We start from the raw sequence: 16,056 nt of genomic DNA, 5'->3' as shown, positions 1-16,056 counted from the left end.
GGGGGGTTCGTCCCATTGTCATCGACACGAGCAGCGGCCTCTGCTATCACCGTCGTATGGCGATCACACTTCAATCGATCCGGCGCACTTGGGTTCTTGGACTGTTGCTGACGGCGAGCCTCGGCCTTGGTGCTGCGCAACGCGAGCGCGTGGTCGGGTTGCCGTGCGAAGGGTGTGACGCGGTGTTCGAGGGAATGCCGGCAACGATCGGCACCGAGGGCCGGCTGGCACCGGCCGGTGAACCGGGGCGCCCGCTCGTGGTGGAGGGTGTCGTGACCACGGCCGCGGGTGCGGTCGCGAGCGGAGTCATCATCTACGCGTACCAGACGGATGCGGGTGGCCTCTATCCGCCGGCGCCCTCCCTGCGCGGTGCCGCCGCCCGGCACGGACGGCTGCGCGGATGGGCTCGGACGGACGCGGCAGGCCGCTATCGGTTTCTCACCGTGCGGCCGGGCGGGTACCCGAACACCGACATCCCGGAACATGTGCACTTGCACGTCATCGAGCCCGGCCGTTGCACCTACTACATCGACGATGTGGTCTTTGAGGATGATCCGCGACTGACAGCCCGGCAACGCGCTGCTCACGATCGCGGTCGAGGGGGCAGCGGCATCGTGCGTCCCACGCGCACCGCCACTGGTGGCTGGAGCGCACGTCGCGACATCCGCCTCGGCGCCGGCATCGGCGGTTACGATCAGTGCGGCCGGTAGCCTGCTAGCCGCAGCCGACGCGAGGGTATCCGAATCAGCGCTCAGGTCGGTCGAACCGTCAAAACATAAGAGCGGTCGGCGTGGCTGTAGCCGGGTCTGAAGACCCGGCTACGTGCCAACTACACCCACGGCGTGTCTGGCAGCGGTGTGGGCCACTTCACACCTCGCGACAATGCATCAAGTTGCAGGAAGAACGTCCCCACGCCTGCCGCGCCCTGCATGAAGCCTGTCTGCGCCACCAGATTCTCTGGTTGCGAGCGGTTCTCCGCCTGCACCCATCGCAACCCAGCCGCATCGTCTGTCGCTTTCGACCGGGTCACGGCGACAACCCGCTCTCGAAGTGTCGCGGCGGTCGGCGTCGGATGATGCCGCGCGAGGTCGATGCAGTACTGTCCGATCCCCACACCACCGCAGCACTGGGAGATGTTGTTCCAGTAGCCCGCCGACGCCTGCTCGGGCGCGCCGCTCGTGATCAGCCACGCGGTGAGTTCGTCCACGAGCTGCCCCCACTTACTGTCGCCTGTGGCTTGCTGCAGGCGGTGGTAGAGCCGAGCGGTACCGACGGGTCCATGGCACCAGCTCAGATAGAACCGATCCTCCCCGCCGCCGCTGACATGGAAAATCGCGCGAGCCCCGTCACGTTTGGTAGCCACCGCGTCCAGGTATCGCGCACCCGCGAGCGCGCCCTCAAGAAACGCGCGATCCTTCGAGTGCTGATAGAGCGTGGCAAGGAAATACGCGACGCCAGCCGTGCCGTGCGAGAAGTTGGGATAGTTGCGGGGCAACGAGGCCGATGGAAACCACATCAGCCCCCCTTCAGCGGCCTGCGCGTTCTTCAGCAGCCTGCGGCCGGCCTGCACCGAGAGATCGGCAAGGCTGTTGTCCTTCCACGCCGAGGCGGCGTCTACAAGAAACAGTCCAATGCCCGCCGTACCGCTGATGATGTCGTTGGAGTCCGACCACTCGGCGCCGTCGGGCGTGGTCTTCGCCATTGCTGCGAGTTCCTTCGCTGCTCGCCGCGCCTGGCCGGACCACTGCGGTCCTACTCCGGTCACTTCAAGGGTTCTGTAGGTGGTTGCCAGGCCCGCGAGGCCTGTATACAGTCCGCCACCAACCGCGGCTCCACGCCGCGCGCTTTCGGCAACGAGGTAGGTTCCGCCCTGCTGTGCCCGCTCGCGCCACCGCGCGTCGCCACCGGCGTGATACAGGTTCGCGAAGAACGACACCACGCCGGGCATGCCGTTGTAGAGGTCGAGTCCGATCGTGGTTGGCTTCAACGGATCGGCAGGCCACGCCATCCCGCTTTCGTGTCGCTGGCTGCTCTGGTCGATCCACAGCGCACAGCGGGTAGCGAGATCCAGATACGGCCGCGTGGACTGCGCGAACGCCGACATGGCCGAGGCGATGCCCGGACCAACGCCGGCCATGGCGGCCGCCAGAGCCGCCCGCGAGAGGAATTCCCGACGAGTCGTGGACATGGGCGGATTCTAGCTAATATCACTCTCGATGACGACATCAGGAACGGACGATTCGAAATGGCCGACCGACGCGATTTCCGGCACCTGGCATCTGGTGGGCCAGGAGGCCGATGAGGTCAATATTCCACAGCATCGAGTGGACCTGCGTTTCGTGCAGGACCAAGACAACATCCGTGGGTCGGTATTGAACAGAGTGACCGGTGAGGAGATGCCGATGATTCGTCACGCGTCGTTCGACGGTGAGCGGCTGGAGGTCGCGATGATCGCGTCCGTGGGCCAGGAACACACCGAGCCGACGACTCTGGTCATGACGGTTGACGGCACGAGACTGCTCGGGCACTGGCAGCACCGGGGCGTGCCAATGGGGCCACGACTGAAGCTCGTCCGCGCGCGCGGCTGACCAAAAAAAAGGGCGGGAGGATTGTTCCCCCCGCCCCACATGTTCCCTGACCCCAGGACCCAGGACCCAGGACCCTGGACTCTGGACTCTACGCGCAGCCGCTCGTCGTTCCGCAGTTCGCGCACTTGTAACACGCGCCTGAGCGGACCATGATCGAGCCGCAGGTGGTGCAGGGCGGCGCGTCTTCCTGGTTCTGCATCGACGAGAACTTCGACGCGAGCGACGCAGATTTGGCCACTGCGGGTGCGGCGGCAAGCGCTGCGACGTCCAGCGTCAGCTGCTCAGGCGTCGTGACCACTTCGGCCACGTTGACGCCGGCGCGGTACTGCGCCTCGGGCGACAGGAACTTCGCGGCCATCCATCGGAAGATGTAGTCCACGATGGACTTCGCGAAGCGCACGTCCGGGTTCTTGGTCATCCCGGCCGGTTCGAAGCGCACGTGGCTGAACTTGTCCACCAGGTCCTGCAGCGGCACGCCGTACTGCAGCGCGTAGCTGATGGCCTGCGCGAACGCATCGGCAAAGCCCGAGATCGTGGACCCTTCCTTCGCCATCGTGAGGAACAACTCGCCCGGCATCCCATCTTCGTAGAGGCCCACGGTGATGTAGCCCTCGTGGCCGGCGATGTCGAACTTGTGCGTGATCGAATTGCGCTCGTCGGGCAGTTTGTGGCGGGCCGGCATCGGCGCGGCCTCGGTCGCCTGCTCGAGCACTCCGGCGCGCATCACGGCCGCCTTCGACGTGTTGAGCGGCTGCGTGCGCTTGCTGCCATCACGATAGATGGACACGGCTTTCGCACCAATGCGCCACGAATCGATGTAGGCCTGTTCGATGTCTTCCACCGTGGCGGCCTTCGGCACATTGACGGTCTTGCTGATGGCGCCCGAGATGAACGGCTGCACGGCGCCCATCATCTTGATGTGGCCCATGTAGTGGATGGACCGCGTGCCCTTCATGGCCTTGAACGCGCAGTCGAACACCGCCACGTCCTTGTCCTTGAGGTGGGGCGCGCCTTCAATCGTTTCCTGCTCGTCGATGTAGGCCAGGATGTCGGCCACCTGCGGCTGCGAATAACCCAGCTTCTTGAGCGCCATCGGCACGGTGCCGTTGACGATCTTCATCATGCCGCCGCCGACCAACTTCTTGTACTTGACCAGCGCGATATCCGGTTCCACGCCGGTCGTGTCGCAGTCCATCATGAACCCGATGGTGCCGGTCGGCGCCAGCACCGTCGCCTGCGCGTTGCGGTAGCCGTGCGCCTCACCCAGTTCGACGCATTCCTCCCAGATTTCCTTCGCGCGATTCATCAACGGCTTCGGCACGTGGGTCTTGTCGATGTCCTTGATGGCCGACCTGTGCTTGCGCATGACGCGCAGCATCGGCTCGCGGTTCTTCTCGTAACCGGGGAACGCACCGCCGTGATCACGCGCCACGCGCGCGCTCTGGGCGAACGCGGCGCCGTGCATGATGGCGGTAATCGCCGCGGAATAATCGCGACCGGCGTCGCTGTCGTACGGCAGACCGCGAGACATGAGCAACGCACCCAGGTTCGCGTACCCCAGACCCAGCGGGCGATACGCGTGGCTGTTGCGCGCAATCGCCGGCGTCGGATAACTCGAGTTATCCACCAGGATTTCCTGCGCCGTGATGAACGTGCGGCACGCCGCTTCGAACGCGGTGAAATCAAATTCACCGTCGGCATCAATGAACTTCATCAGGTTGATCGACGCGAGATTACACGCCGAGTCGTCCAGGAACATGTACTCGGAGCACGGGTTGCTCGCGTTGATGCGCGACGTGTTCGGGCACGTGTGCCAGTCGTTGACCGTGGTGTCGAACTGCATGCCGGGGTCGCCGCACACCCAGGTGCCTTCGGCAATCTGCCGCATGAGTTCGCGCGCCTTGTACGTGTCCACCACGTCGCCGGTCGTCACACTCCGCGTCTGCCATTCACCATCGTCGAGCACGGCGCGCATGAATTCGTCGGTGACGCGCACGGAATTGTTCGAGTTCTGGAAAAACACCGACCCGTAGGCCACGCCCGTGAACGAGCCGTCGTAGCCGGCATCGATCAGCGCCCACGCCTTCTTCTCTTCCTCAACCTTGCAGTTGATGAATTCGACGATGTCGGGGTGTTCGGCGTTGAGGATCACCATCTTGGCCGCGCGGCGCGTCTTGCCGCCCGACTTGATGACGCCGGCAAAGGCGTCGAAGCCCTTCATGAACGACACCGGACCCGAGGCCGTGCCGCCACCGGCGAGCACTTCCTTCGATGAACGGATCGCCGAGAGGTTGGACCCGGTGCCCGACCCGAACTTGAAGAGCATGCCTTCGGTCTTGGCCAACCCAAGGATGGACTCCATCGTGTCCTGCACGGCGTTGATGAAACACGCCGAGCACTGCGGGGCCTTCTCGAAACCGCAGTTGAACCAGACAGGGCTGTTGAACGAGCCCTTCTGATACACCAGGAGGTGCTTGAGGTCGTCGCTGAACGCCTGGAGATCGTCTTCCGACGCGAAGTAGCCCTGCTCGCGCGCCCATCGCGTGATCGTGTCAACCACGCGACCGATCAGCTGTTTGACCGAGCGTTCACGATCGGCGGCACCGAGCTGGCCGCGGAAATATTTCGACACCACGATGTTCGTGGCCTGCTGTGACCAGCCTTTCGGAAACTCGACGTCACGCTGCTCGAACACCAGCTCGCCGCGTTCGTTGGCGATCAGGGCCGCGCGCAGCTCCCACTCGATTTCGTCGAACGGATCGACGCCGTCGGTACTGAAATAGCGCTCAAACTCAAGCCCCTCTATTGACGCGCCCCGTTCGAATGTCCGCGTCGCTTCCCCCGTCGTGGCTGTTGTGTTCTGCGCTGTTTGCATCGATGTGACCTTTATCTTTCGTACATGGCCCCGCATCCGCCACGGACACGGTTCTTGTTTTTCCCACCAAACGAACCCTCTTCAGCCGGCGTCAGCAACAGGAGCCCTCCTCCTGGTGAAGCGAGGAGGCAGAAGTCACGATCGAGACGCTGGGAAGCCCCGATTCGGCCGTTGCAATGCCGGGTCACGAATATGCGCCCCACACGTAACGAAGTCAAGACAGAAACCCACGACATATGGTGGATCTATCGGTTCAACGACGCCACATCTTGAGATACCCGCACAAGTACGGGCGTTTTTTCACCTGCCCTATTTTTCGCCTCGAGCCGGTCACGGGCGACCAACCACGCTCGCGACCCCAAAAAGCGAAGATAGCACGAAAGTCGAGCCGGCGAAAGCCACCAGATCGACCTGATACAGTGAGCCGGATGGACGAATCCTTGAGCGCGGCCCCTGCGTCGCCGGGCTTTGACGCAGCCCCCGTCGCCACGCTGGATCGTCCACCGGCCACGGTGTTTGCGGCGCTGCAGGCCATCGCGGTCTGCGGCATTCCCACGCAGGTCGTCGTCGCGACGGTGCTCATCCTCGGCACCGGCATGGCGCCTCTGACGCCGGATGGTCTGTCGCTTGAGTTCGTGGCGACCGTCAGCTTCATCGATACCGCGCTCGTGGCCATTCTCATCCGCATCTTCCTGATGGCCAGCGGTGAAAACTCGCGGGATGTGTACCTCGGACACCGGCGGCCTTCAGGCGAGATCTGGCGCGGACTCGCGCTGGTGCCGGTGGCGTTCCTGGTGGTCGTTGGTCTGGTCTCAGCGCTGCGCGCGATGGCCCCGTGGCTGCACAACGTCAAAGTGAGTCCGCTCGAAGCGTTCATGGGCAATCCGCTCGACGCGGCGATTTTCGCGGTCGTCGTGATCCTGGCCGGCGGGGTGCGCGAAGAGTTGCAGCGCGGGTTCATCCTGCATCGCTTCGGTCAACGGCTGGGCGGCATGTGGGTGGGTAATCTGGTGTTCGGCGTCGCCTTCGGGCTGCTGCACTTCGACCAGGGCTGGGACATCGCACTCGTCATCGGCCTGCTCGGTCTCGCCTGGGGTGCGTTCTATATCAGGCGCCGGTCCATTGTCATGTCTATCGCGAACCACGCCGGGTTCAACGCCGTGCAGGTGCTGCAACAGGTGCTCGCCGCTTCTCTGGGCCTGGGCAAGTGATCGTGTGCGAGCCGTGCCGGCGGTGCTGACCAAACGCCTGTTCGCACTGGCGCTGCTGGCCCTGCTCACGCTGCCCGCCGTCACCACGCGCATCTACGCATCGGACGAAGTGGAGTACTTCGCCTTCCTGCGTTCACTGGCGTTCGATCACGACCTCAGCTTCCAGAACGAATATCAGTATTTCCATGACGCCGGCGCGGGTGGCCCAGGCTTCCATGAGACGTTCCTGGGTGATCGCTACACCCGAGCGGGCCGCCGCCTCAACTTCGCCACGATCGGTCCGGCGTTGCTCTGGGCCCCGTTCTACGGCATTGGCCATCTGGCAGCCATCGCGACGGGTGCGCCGCGGGATGGCTACAGCCAGCCCTACATCACGGCCGTGGCCTACGGGTCCGCTGTGTACGGCTGGCTCGCGATCTTTCTTTCGGCCGCCGTCGCGCATCGGTGGTTTGGACGCGGCCTCGGCGCGGCCCTGGCCGTGCTCGTGGGCACGCCGCTGCTCTTCTACATGTACATCGCGCCGCCCTTCTCCCACGCGTGTGCCACGTTTGCCGTGACGCTTTCGCTCTGGACGTGGCTGCGGGTGCGCGAGACGTGGTCGCTGCGCGGCGTGGTGCTGCTCGGGCTCACCGTGGGACTGATGGCCAATATGCGCGATCAGGCGGGCCTCTTCGCCATCGGCCCCGCGCTGGATTTCGCACGGTGGACACTCCACCGCAGCGACTGGGCCCGCGCGCTCCGCCTCGCGGTGGCCGGCACGGCAGCGACTGTCGTGGCCTACGCGCCGCAACTGCTCGCGTCGCGCGCGGTCAATGGACACTTTGGTCCACACGAGTCGATCGGCAACAAAATGTCGTGGTCGTCACCACATGCGTTCGGCGTCCTGCTCGATCTGGAGCATGGCTGGCTGCTGTGGACACCGCTGGCGCTTCTCTCACTCGTGGGCCTTGTGGCGCTCGCCGCTGGGCGGGTGCGCACCTCCATTGAAGACGGGCGCTGGCTGGGCGTCTGCCTGCTGGCGATCGCCGCGCTCCAGATCTACATCAACGGCGCGGTGGAGTCGTGGTCGGTCGCCGGCTCGTTCGGCCACCGCCGTTTTGTCGAGTTGACGCCGCTGCTCGTGATTGGCCTCGCGGGGCTCGGCACCTTCGCGACCTCGGTGCGCCCGCGCCGGCTGTTGTGGGGAGTGGCGGCGCTCTGCGTGTGGTGGAACCTCGGGCTGTTGATGCAATTTGGTACGCACCGGATGGATCGCATGGGCCTCAGTCTGAGAGACAATGCGTGGCAGACGTTTGTGGAATTGCCTCGTGACGCGCCGTCGCTGGCCTGGCGGTACTTCACCGACCGCAACTCGTTTTATCGTCAACCACGCCAGTGAACATTCTTTCGTTTGCCGACACCCGCTTCCCCATCGAACGCGCCAATGGCGTCCAGACGATGGCGACGTGCCGGGCGATGGCGTCGCGGGGCCACCACGTCACGCTGCTGGTGCGGCCAGACACGGCGGTGCCGCCCCGTGATCCATTCGAGTTCTACGGCGTTGCGCCCATCTCTTCGCTCGTGATCGAAGCGGTATCGGCCCCTGGTGGCGCCACAGGCCGGCGAGTGCGTCTGCTGTGGACGGGATTGCGGCGGGCCTTGTCAGGGGGCGTAGACCTGGTCTTCACGCGCGATCTGGGACTGGCCGCATTGCTCGCACGCATCCCCGCCTCGCGGCGGCCGAAGCTCGTGTACGAGTCACATGGAATCGCGCCGGTGGTCAGTGCCTCGATGCCCGCACTGCTGGGACGGCCCGACCTGGCGCCATCTCCCCGGAAGATTGCGCGTCTCGACCGTCGCGAAGCGCTGGTGTGGAAGCGCGCCGATGCCTACGTCACCATCACGCAGACGCTGGCCGACGATCTCGCCGAGCGATACGGACCGCGGGAGCGGGTCTTTGTGGTGCCTGATGGCGCCAGCCCCGTGCCGCCGGCCGCCGCCGGGTCACAACACCACACCGGTGCTCACACGCGTGTCCGCGCCGCCTACGCCGGGCACCTTTACCCGTGGAAAGGCGTTGACGTGTTTGTGCGCGCACTGGCCGCCGTGCCTGACGTGGATGGTTTGATTGTGGGTGGGCACCCAGGCGAACCTGACCTCGCGCGGGTGACGGCACTGGCGCAGTCGCTCAACCTCGGCGCTCGACTTACCATCACCGGATTGCTGGCGCCATACGAGGTGGCCGCCGCCCTCGCCACCGCCGACATCTTCATGCTGCCCAACACGTCCACCGCCATCTCCGAGCGCTACACCTCACCACTGAAACTGTTCGAATACCTCGCGCGCGGCGGCGCCATCATCGCGTCGGATCTGCCGGCCCTCGGTGAAGTGCTGACGCACAACGAGACCGCGCTGCTCGTCCCGTCCGGCGACGCAGCCGCGCTGGCCGCCACCCTCTCGGCACTGGCCGCAGACCCGGCCCGGCGGCGTCGCCTCGGCGAGGCTGCGCGGGCGTTGTCACACGACTACACATGGGACCGCCGGGCCGAACGGCTCGACCAGGCCTTCGCGGCGGCGGTGTGCGCATGATCTCGCCCGCGCTGTTCACGGTGGCGCGCTGTCCGGAATGCCGCATCGCGCTGACACCACAGCCGCCAGGCGCGGTGTGCCCCACGTGCCAGCGGGTGTTCGACGGATCCCATGGCTACCTCGACCTCCGGCCCATCGAAGCGTTTGCCGAGCAGACGAAGTACCTCGACGAGGCGCTGCATGTGGATGCGCGGCACGAGACCGTGGCGCCTCCGTTGCTCGGGTCCAAGATTCGCAATGACCAATTACGCGCGTTTCTCGAACTCGCGCCTGGCGATCGCGTGGTGGACCTTGGCTGTGGCAGCGGCCGCGCCATGATCTGGAATCGCGACACCGGCGCGTCGTTCACCGGCATCGACATCAGCGCCTTCTTCGCGAGCGAATCACTCGACCAGTGCGACCTGCTCCTGGGCGATCTGCGACGCCTGCCGCTTGCCGACGCCTCCTTCAACAAAGCCTGGTCGCTCGACGTGCTGGAGCATCTTTCGCCGCAGGCCCTGCACGACATGCTGGCGGAAGCGAACCGCGTGCTGACGGATGGCGGGGCGATGTTTGTCTACACGCACGTGCGCAAGAACGGTCCGCTCGCGCTGGGCGTGCGCCTCGTCAATCGCCTCGGCGGACTCCTCCATCGTCTTGGCCTGCTCGACCTCGGCACCGAGCGGCTCCGCAAATCCGATCACCTCAATCCGATCGCAGACCACGACGACCTGCGCCGCGTCGCGGCCGCCGCAGGGTTCGAGGTGGAACGCATCACCTACTACACGCCGATCATCGGCGCCTTTGTCGAAAACATCCTGACGCGTATGGCCGAACAGTTCATGGCGCGGCGCTCACGAAGCGCCGGAGCCGGCGGTGCCGACGCTGGCGCGGCCGTACGGGCGGCCAGAAAAGACGCCAAGACGCGGCTCCGGAAGCGTGGGCCCGTCTACTGGGCCACACGTGGCGCAACCGGTTTGATGTACCTCGACGTGTGGCTCTGGGGACGTTTTTCCTCAGGACCGTTTTTTGCCCGCCTGCGCAAATTGCCGCGCGCACCGCACTGACATGCGCATCCTCTACGCCGCGCTCGATCAGCAGGTCCCGGGCACGCTGGGCGGGTCGGTGCACGTGCGGGCGGTGGCCGAAGGCCTGGCCGCGCTGGGACACGAGGTGCATGTGGCGGTGGCACAGGGTGGGCCCTGGCCCGCTGGATCGGTGCATTGGCATGCGATGCGGCCACCACTCGGGCGACCGGAGCTGCGGTGGATGCGCGCGGGGGCCGTGGCCGATCTGGCCCGGCAGGTTGGCGCCGATGTCGTGATGGAGCGCTACTACAACTTCGGCGGCGAAGGCGTGGCCGCCGCGCGGCAACTGGGCGTGCCCTCGGTGCTCGAAGTGAACGCCCCGGTGATCGACTACCCGGGTTCGACAAAATCACGCCTCGATCGCGCGTTGCTCGTGGAGCCCATGCGTCGATGGCGCGATGCGTTGTGCCGGCAGGCCGCGTTGCTGGTTACGCCCAACGCGCAGATCCTCCCGTCGTGGCTCGATCGCGCCAAGGTGCTGGAGGCCGAGTGGGGCGCGGACGTGGACTCCTTCCGTCCGGATGTGACGGGCCCGCTTCCGTTCACGCGCGACCCGGCGCGTGTGTTGTGCGTCTTCGCCGGCGCGTTTCGATCGTGGCACGGCGTCGCGCAGATGGCGGCCTCCCTCGCCCGCCTGCATCGTCAGGGCGAAGATCGTCTTGGCGCGGTGTTCATTGGTGATGGCCCTGAACGGGCGGCCGCTGAACAGCTGACGCGCGACGTTCCTGGCGTGACATTCACCGGCGCTGTGCCGCACGACCAGTTGCCACAGTGCCTGGCCGCTGCCGACATCGGCGTGGCACCGTTTGACCCAGGCAAACACAAACCTCTCGCGCTGGGGTTCTACTGGTCTCCGCTCAAGATCTTCGAGTACATGTCTGCGGGACTCCCGGTGGTGGCACCGCGCCTTTCGCGCATCGCCGCCCTGGTCAGCGACGGCGACGAGGGGCTGTTGTATGACCCAGCTGACCCTCGGACGCTTGATGACGCGCTGGTCCGACTCACGGATACAGAACTGCGAGAGCGGCTGGGTGGCGCCGCTCGGGTTCGTGCCGTCGCGCAATACAGCTGGCGGGCGCATTGCGCGCTGCTGGACACGCGGCTCCGCGCGCTTGTCGCCGCTCGCTCGGGGACCAGGACATGACACCCCGACGCGTCCTGCTCGTGACCGATTCCTTTCCCCCTGGCGCGGGCGGCTCGGGATGGAGCACCTTCGAACTGGCACGGCAGCTCCGCAATCGCGGCCATGCCGTGCAGGTGGTGCATGCCAAACCCGGCACGGTCAACGGCCTCCACCGCACGGAGTACGAAGGTGTGCCTGTCACCGAATTCCGCGTCCACGTTCCCAACGTGCCGGTGCTGCGAAACGTCCTCAAGAACGAACGCCTCTGGGCGGCGCTGGGCCGGTACCTGGTCACGCGACTGGCGGCCGAACCCGCCGACATCATCCACGCGCAGCACGTGATGACGACGGTGCCGGCGGTGCGGGCGGGGCGTCGTACCGGCGTGCCGGTGGTGGCCACCGTGCGCGACTACTGGCCCGTCTGTTACTGGTCAGACCTCATCGTGAGCCCCTCAGCTGCCGCGCTGTGTCCGGCGTGCACCGTCGGCGGCATGCGCGCGTGTATCCCGCCGCGTGCCGGCGCGCTCGGGAAGGGCGCATGGTCGCTGATTCCCTACATGCGTCGCAATCTCGCCACCAAACGCCGTGAACTCGCGCGGGCGGACGCGGTGGTGGCCGTAAGCACCGCGATCGCGCGTGACCTGCACGAACGCGCACCCGAACTCGCGGGCACGCGCCTTGAGATCATCCACAATCCCGTGGATATGTCAGAGCTGGCTCCAGTCGCGCCGCCTGTGGCTGACCCCCATGTGCTGTACGCCGGGAAACTCGCGGTCAACAAGGGCGTGCAGTTCCTGCTCCCGGCACTTGATGCCGCGCGGATCGACTGGCCGCTGGTGGTCATTGGCGACGGCCCGATGCGCACGGAGCTTGAGGCGCAGGCGCGGCGCTCGGGCCGCCAGGTGCGATGGCTCGGCTGGCGCGATCGCCACGAAGTGCTGGCCGCCATGCGTGCGGCAACGATGCTCGCGTTCCCCTCCTACGGACCAGAGTCATTGAGCCGTGTCCTCATCGAGGCGTCGGCGCTGGGACTTCCGATCGCCGCCATGGACACTGGCGGCACCAGCGACATCGTGAGGCACGAAGAGACAGGCCTGCTGGCGGCAACCGCTGAGGGCTTCGCGCGCGACCTGGCGCGGCTGGCCGGCGATCCGGTGCTGCGGGCGCGCCTGAGCGCCGGCGCAGCGGCCCACGCACGGGCCCACTTTGAGGCCTCGCGCGTCGGCGAACGTGTGGAGGCCCTGTACGCCTCGGTCATCGAGGCGCGGCCACAGGGGCCAGGAGCGCGCCATTGAGGGTGGTGGTGATCGCGCGCGCGGTGCGGCCACTGCATGGCGAGGGGGGCCTTGAGCGGTCCGTCCACGATTTGGTGCGGCACCTTGCCGCGCGGCAGGTACAGGTCACGCTCATCACCCCGCCACCCACAAGCGTGCGGCGCAGTGGAACGGGCGACCCGTTTGCGTCGCCGCACATCACGCTTCGCCATGTGCCGTATTCAACGTTTCCCCTGGCGAATCGGCGAGGTACGACCATTCTCGACCGCAGCACGGCGTATCCGCTGTTTGGATGGCGGGCCGGTCGTGTCGCGCTCGAGCTTGCGCGAACGGAAGGCGCTGACATCGTTCACGCGTTCGGCGCCAGTGGTCTGGGCTACGCGCTGTGCCGTCGCCAAACGGATCCGCCGCTGGTGGTCAACCCGCAAGGGATGGAAGAATTCGGCGCGTCGTCTGCGGCGCCACCCGGCCTGAAGCGGTGGGGCTACGCACCGCTGCGTGCGGCGGTGCGCGCCACCACGCGGCGCGCGGCGGCCATCATCGCCACGGATCGATCGATCGTGCCGTTTGCTGAACGCCACCTTCGCCCGAAGACGGGCCAGTTGATCACCATCCCGAATGGCATCGATCTGGTCGACATGGGCGCGTTGGCCGGACCCGCTGAGGGCCAGTTGCTGCGTCAACGCCACGGCATTGCCGCAGACGACACGGTGCTGCTCAGCGTCGGCCGTCTGGAACACAACAAGGGTTTTGATCTGTTGGCGCAGGCCCTGGGCCGGGCCGCGCGACCGGGCGGGCCGCTGGCCGGCCTCGGTTGGCGCTGGGTGCTGGCGGGCGCAGGCCCCTATCGAGCCGCGATTCAGGCGGTGGTCGAGGCCGAAGGGCTCGGACCGCACGTGCTGTTCGCGGGTCGCGTGTCTGATGCCGATTTGCACGCGTGGTATGAAGCCGCCACCGTCTTCGTCCATCCGAGCCGGTACGAAGGCAGTTCATTGGTCACGCTCGAAGCCATGGCGCATCGGCGCGCGATCATCGCGACTCGAGCGGGCGGCTTGCCGGACAAGGTACGGCCCGGCGTGAATGGCTGGCTGGTGGATGTGGATTCGGTGGACGGCCTGACGCGCGCGATTGAGGAAGCCGCTGCGGCTCGTGGCTCACTCCAGGCAATGGGAGCAGCCAGCCGCCGGATTGTCGAAGAAGAATTTTCGTGGACGGTGCTTGTCGAGTCGTATCTGACCGCGTACGCCGCGCTCAGCGCGCGGAGCGCCCTCCAACCGGATGGGCGATAATCGTGCGGTGCATGTCGCGATCGATCTCACGTCGCTGCTGCCGAACCCAACCGGCGTCGACAACTACCTCATTCACCTGGTGACACACCTCGGCAAGGTGGACCAGGTACGCCGTTACACGATCTTCGTCAACTACGAGGACCGGCAACTGTTCGACGGCCGCCTGCCAGCGAATTTCAGCGTCAGGCCCGCGTGCTTCCGGTCCCGCCCGGCCCGGCTGCTCTTCCAGCAGGTGGCGCTTCCAGCCGCCGCCACACTTCGCGGAGTGGACGTCGTCCATTCGCCTGCGTTCCTCATGCCGCTCTACCGTGGACGGCAGCGTCACGTCCTTACCGTGTACGACCTGAGTTTCTTCACACACCCGCAATGCCATATCCCGCTCCGACGAAGCACGCCGTATAAGCGCGCGCTGCTGGCGAGCATTCGCCGCGCGGATCTCATCACCGTGCCCTCGCTTTTCACACGCCAGCAGATCCTCGACCTCGTGCCAGGCACGTCCGCCGACCGTCTGCGGGTGGTGAGCCCGGGGATCGGCGATGAGTTCCAACCCCCATCGCGGAACGGTGCGCGCCAACGGATCCCCGATTTCCCGCTGCCCTCTTCCTACATCCTCTTCGTCGGCACCATCGAGCCACGCAAGAACCTCGTCCGCCTCGTCGAAAGCTACCGGCGCCTGCTGAAGACCGGGGCCATCGCCGAACACCTTGTCCTCGCCGGCCGGCTTGGGTGGGACTACGAGGAGTTGGTCCGCCTCGTGGCGGCGCCGGATCTGGCCGAACGCGTGCACCTCACCGGGTACGTCACGCAGAGCGATCTTCCGTCGCTCATCGCCGGTGCGCGGCTGTTCGTCTATCCATCACTCGAGGAGGGATTCGGGTTCCCGCCGCTCGAAGCGATGGCGTGCGGCATCCCCACGATCTCGTCCCGCTCCTCGTCGCTCGGAGAAAACCTCGAGGGCGCCGCCGATCTCGTCGATCCGACGGATGTCGAGGCCCTGGCAGCCGCGTTACACCGTTCGCTGCATGACGAGAATCATCGCGCGATGCGGATCGCACAGGGGCTCGCCTGCGCGGCGCGGTTTCGATGGAACGAGACCGCGCGGCAGACAATCAGTTGCTACGACGCGCTCGGGTGAGCGGCGTAATGCTGGGCCGGTTATCCGATGTGCTTGTACCTGGGACTCTCCCCCGGTCCTGTGATGTAGCCCACACACTCACCTGCGGCGTGGCAGCAGAGCATCAGCGTCATGAGCGGGACACACGCAAACGCGAGGCCCACGAGGCGGCGTTTCTGCATCACGGTCCCCAGCGTGCGCGCCAGCATGACGGGCGGCAGGATGGCGCACCCGCCCAGGCGGACGATCCGTTCGAATGCGCTCATACGCGGCAGTCGATACCCGGCGATTGAGCGGCCGTTGTGGAAGTGCAGCACACAGAACGTCCCGAGGCTGAGTCCCTGCACGTGATCCACGACGATCCGATCGTCGGCGACGAGCGTCTGGTTCTGCTCTCGTAATTCGCGGTTGAGGAGCATCTCCATCAGGCCGAGGTCGCCGGAGCCGGCACGCTCGAGCACGCGCCGCTTGTACGAAATGTTGGCCTGCAGGGAAATCCGCTCGGTCTCGCCGTTCTGGAGCGGAAGCAGAAAGGGCGAGTTGGCAATGAAGAACCCCGCCCAGTCCCGAAGGTGCTCCGTCGAGGCATTCTCCACGGCCCCGCCGACGGCGACGGCTGACGGGTGTTCCGCATGCACCTGCAGGATCCGCCGGCACCATCCCGGCCGGACGATGGTGTGATCTTCAGTGATGGCGACGACGGGCGCGCGTGCGCGCGCGACAGCCGCAGCCCGCAAACCGAAGGCGCCGGCGCCCGGGACCTTCAGCCAGACGACCTCGTCGTACGGCGACACGAGGGGTTCCGGGAGCGCACGGCCGCATCCATCCGCAACGATGATTTCGGCGCCCACCGTCCGCGCTTCGCGCACGATCGCCGCCAACGTGGGCTGGATGTGCGGCCACGGCGTCCGGCTCGAAACGACGATGGAAAGCGGCACAGGCATCGC

General features: G+C 66.2%; 13 protein-coding genes. 10 read left to right on the top strand and 3 right to left on the bottom strand.

Features of this window, described 5'->3' with window-relative positions:
• Positions 1 to 56 precede the first annotated feature (56 nt).
• Positions 57 to 710: a hypothetical protein gene (locus IPL75_05770; protein MBK9239764.1), complete on the top strand. Its 654-nt coding sequence runs from the start codon at positions 57 to 59 to the stop codon at positions 708 to 710.
• 119 nt (positions 711 to 829) lie between these two features.
• Here the strand turns inward: IPL75_05770 and IPL75_05765 are convergent, their stop codons facing one another.
• Complete coding sequence (locus tag IPL75_05765; GenBank protein MBK9239763.1) at positions 830 to 2,188, bottom strand: twin-arginine translocation signal domain-containing protein; 1,359 nt, start codon at positions 2,186 to 2,188, stop codon at positions 830 to 832.
• Between the two features lie 28 nt (positions 2,189 to 2,216).
• On the opposite strand from IPL75_05765, the gene IPL75_05760 reads away from it, so the two are divergent.
• Positions 2,217 to 2,588: a hypothetical protein gene (locus IPL75_05760; protein MBK9239762.1), complete on the top strand. Its 372-nt coding sequence runs from the start codon at positions 2,217 to 2,219 to the stop codon at positions 2,586 to 2,588.
• An 88-nt stretch (positions 2,589 to 2,676) separates the two neighbouring features.
• Here IPL75_05760 and IPL75_05755 read toward each other — a convergent pair whose 3' ends face one another.
• Positions 2,677 to 5,463: a vitamin B12-dependent ribonucleotide reductase gene (locus tag IPL75_05755; protein MBK9239761.1), complete on the bottom strand. Its 2,787-nt coding sequence runs from the start codon at positions 5,461 to 5,463 to the stop codon at positions 2,677 to 2,679.
• Between the two features lie 428 nt (positions 5,464 to 5,891).
• Here IPL75_05755 and IPL75_05750 point away from each other — a divergent pair, with 428 nt between their 5' ends.
• The 8 genes from IPL75_05750 to IPL75_05715 are packed head-to-tail and all read left to right on the top strand — an operon-like array spanning position 5,892 to position 15,130.
• Positions 5,892 to 6,674, top strand: a complete 783-nt coding sequence (locus tag IPL75_05750; GenBank protein ID MBK9239760.1) for a CPBP family intramembrane metalloprotease — start codon at positions 5,892 to 5,894, stop codon at positions 6,672 to 6,674.
• Positions 6,675 to 6,678: 4 nt separating this feature from the next.
• Positions 6,679 to 8,052: a hypothetical protein gene (locus IPL75_05745; protein MBK9239759.1), complete on the top strand. Its 1,374-nt coding sequence runs from the start codon at positions 6,679 to 6,681 to the stop codon at positions 8,050 to 8,052.
• Positions 8,049 to 9,242: a glycosyltransferase family 4 protein gene (locus tag IPL75_05740; GenBank protein ID MBK9239758.1), complete on the top strand. Its 1,194-nt coding sequence runs from the start codon at positions 8,049 to 8,051 to the stop codon at positions 9,240 to 9,242. The genes IPL75_05745 and IPL75_05740 overlap by 4 nt, the downstream gene beginning before the upstream one ends.
• A complete protein-coding gene (locus IPL75_05735) occupies positions 9,239 to 10,288 on the top strand; it encodes a class I SAM-dependent methyltransferase (GenBank protein ID MBK9239757.1) in 1,050 nt (349 codons plus the stop codon). The genes IPL75_05740 and IPL75_05735 overlap by 4 nt, the downstream gene beginning before the upstream one ends.
• Before the next feature lies 1 nt (position 10,289).
• A complete protein-coding gene (locus IPL75_05730; GenBank protein ID MBK9239756.1) occupies positions 10,290 to 11,453 on the top strand; it encodes a glycosyltransferase family 4 protein in 1,164 nt (387 codons plus the stop codon).
• Positions 11,450 to 12,727, top strand: coding sequence for a glycosyltransferase family 4 protein (locus IPL75_05725; GenBank protein MBK9239755.1), 1,278 nt, complete (start codon positions 11,450 to 11,452; stop codon positions 12,725 to 12,727). Before IPL75_05730 ends, IPL75_05725 begins: the two co-directional genes overlap by 4 nt.
• Entirely contained in the window at positions 12,724 to 13,995 is a 1,272-nt protein-coding gene (locus IPL75_05720) for a glycosyltransferase family 4 protein (protein ID MBK9239754.1), read from the top strand. Before IPL75_05725 ends, IPL75_05720 begins: the two co-directional genes overlap by 4 nt.
• 7 nt (positions 13,996 to 14,002) lie before the next feature.
• Complete coding sequence (locus IPL75_05715) at positions 14,003 to 15,130, top strand: glycosyltransferase family 4 protein (GenBank protein MBK9239753.1); 1,128 nt, start codon at positions 14,003 to 14,005, stop codon at positions 15,128 to 15,130.
• Positions 15,131 to 15,150: 20 nt separating this feature from the next.
• Here IPL75_05715 and IPL75_05710 read toward each other — a convergent pair whose 3' ends face one another.
• Positions 15,151 to 16,053, bottom strand: a complete 903-nt coding sequence (locus IPL75_05710; GenBank protein MBK9239752.1) for a glycosyltransferase — start codon at positions 16,051 to 16,053, stop codon at positions 15,151 to 15,153.
• Positions 16,054 to 16,056 lie beyond the last annotated feature (3 nt).

The organism is Acidobacteriota bacterium (genome assembly GCA_016716905.1).
Classification (GTDB): domain Bacteria; phylum Acidobacteriota; class Vicinamibacteria; order Vicinamibacterales; family SCN-69-37; genus SYFT01.
Note: the sequence above shows the minus strand (reverse complement) of the source record. Positions and strands in the feature narration are given on the sequence as shown.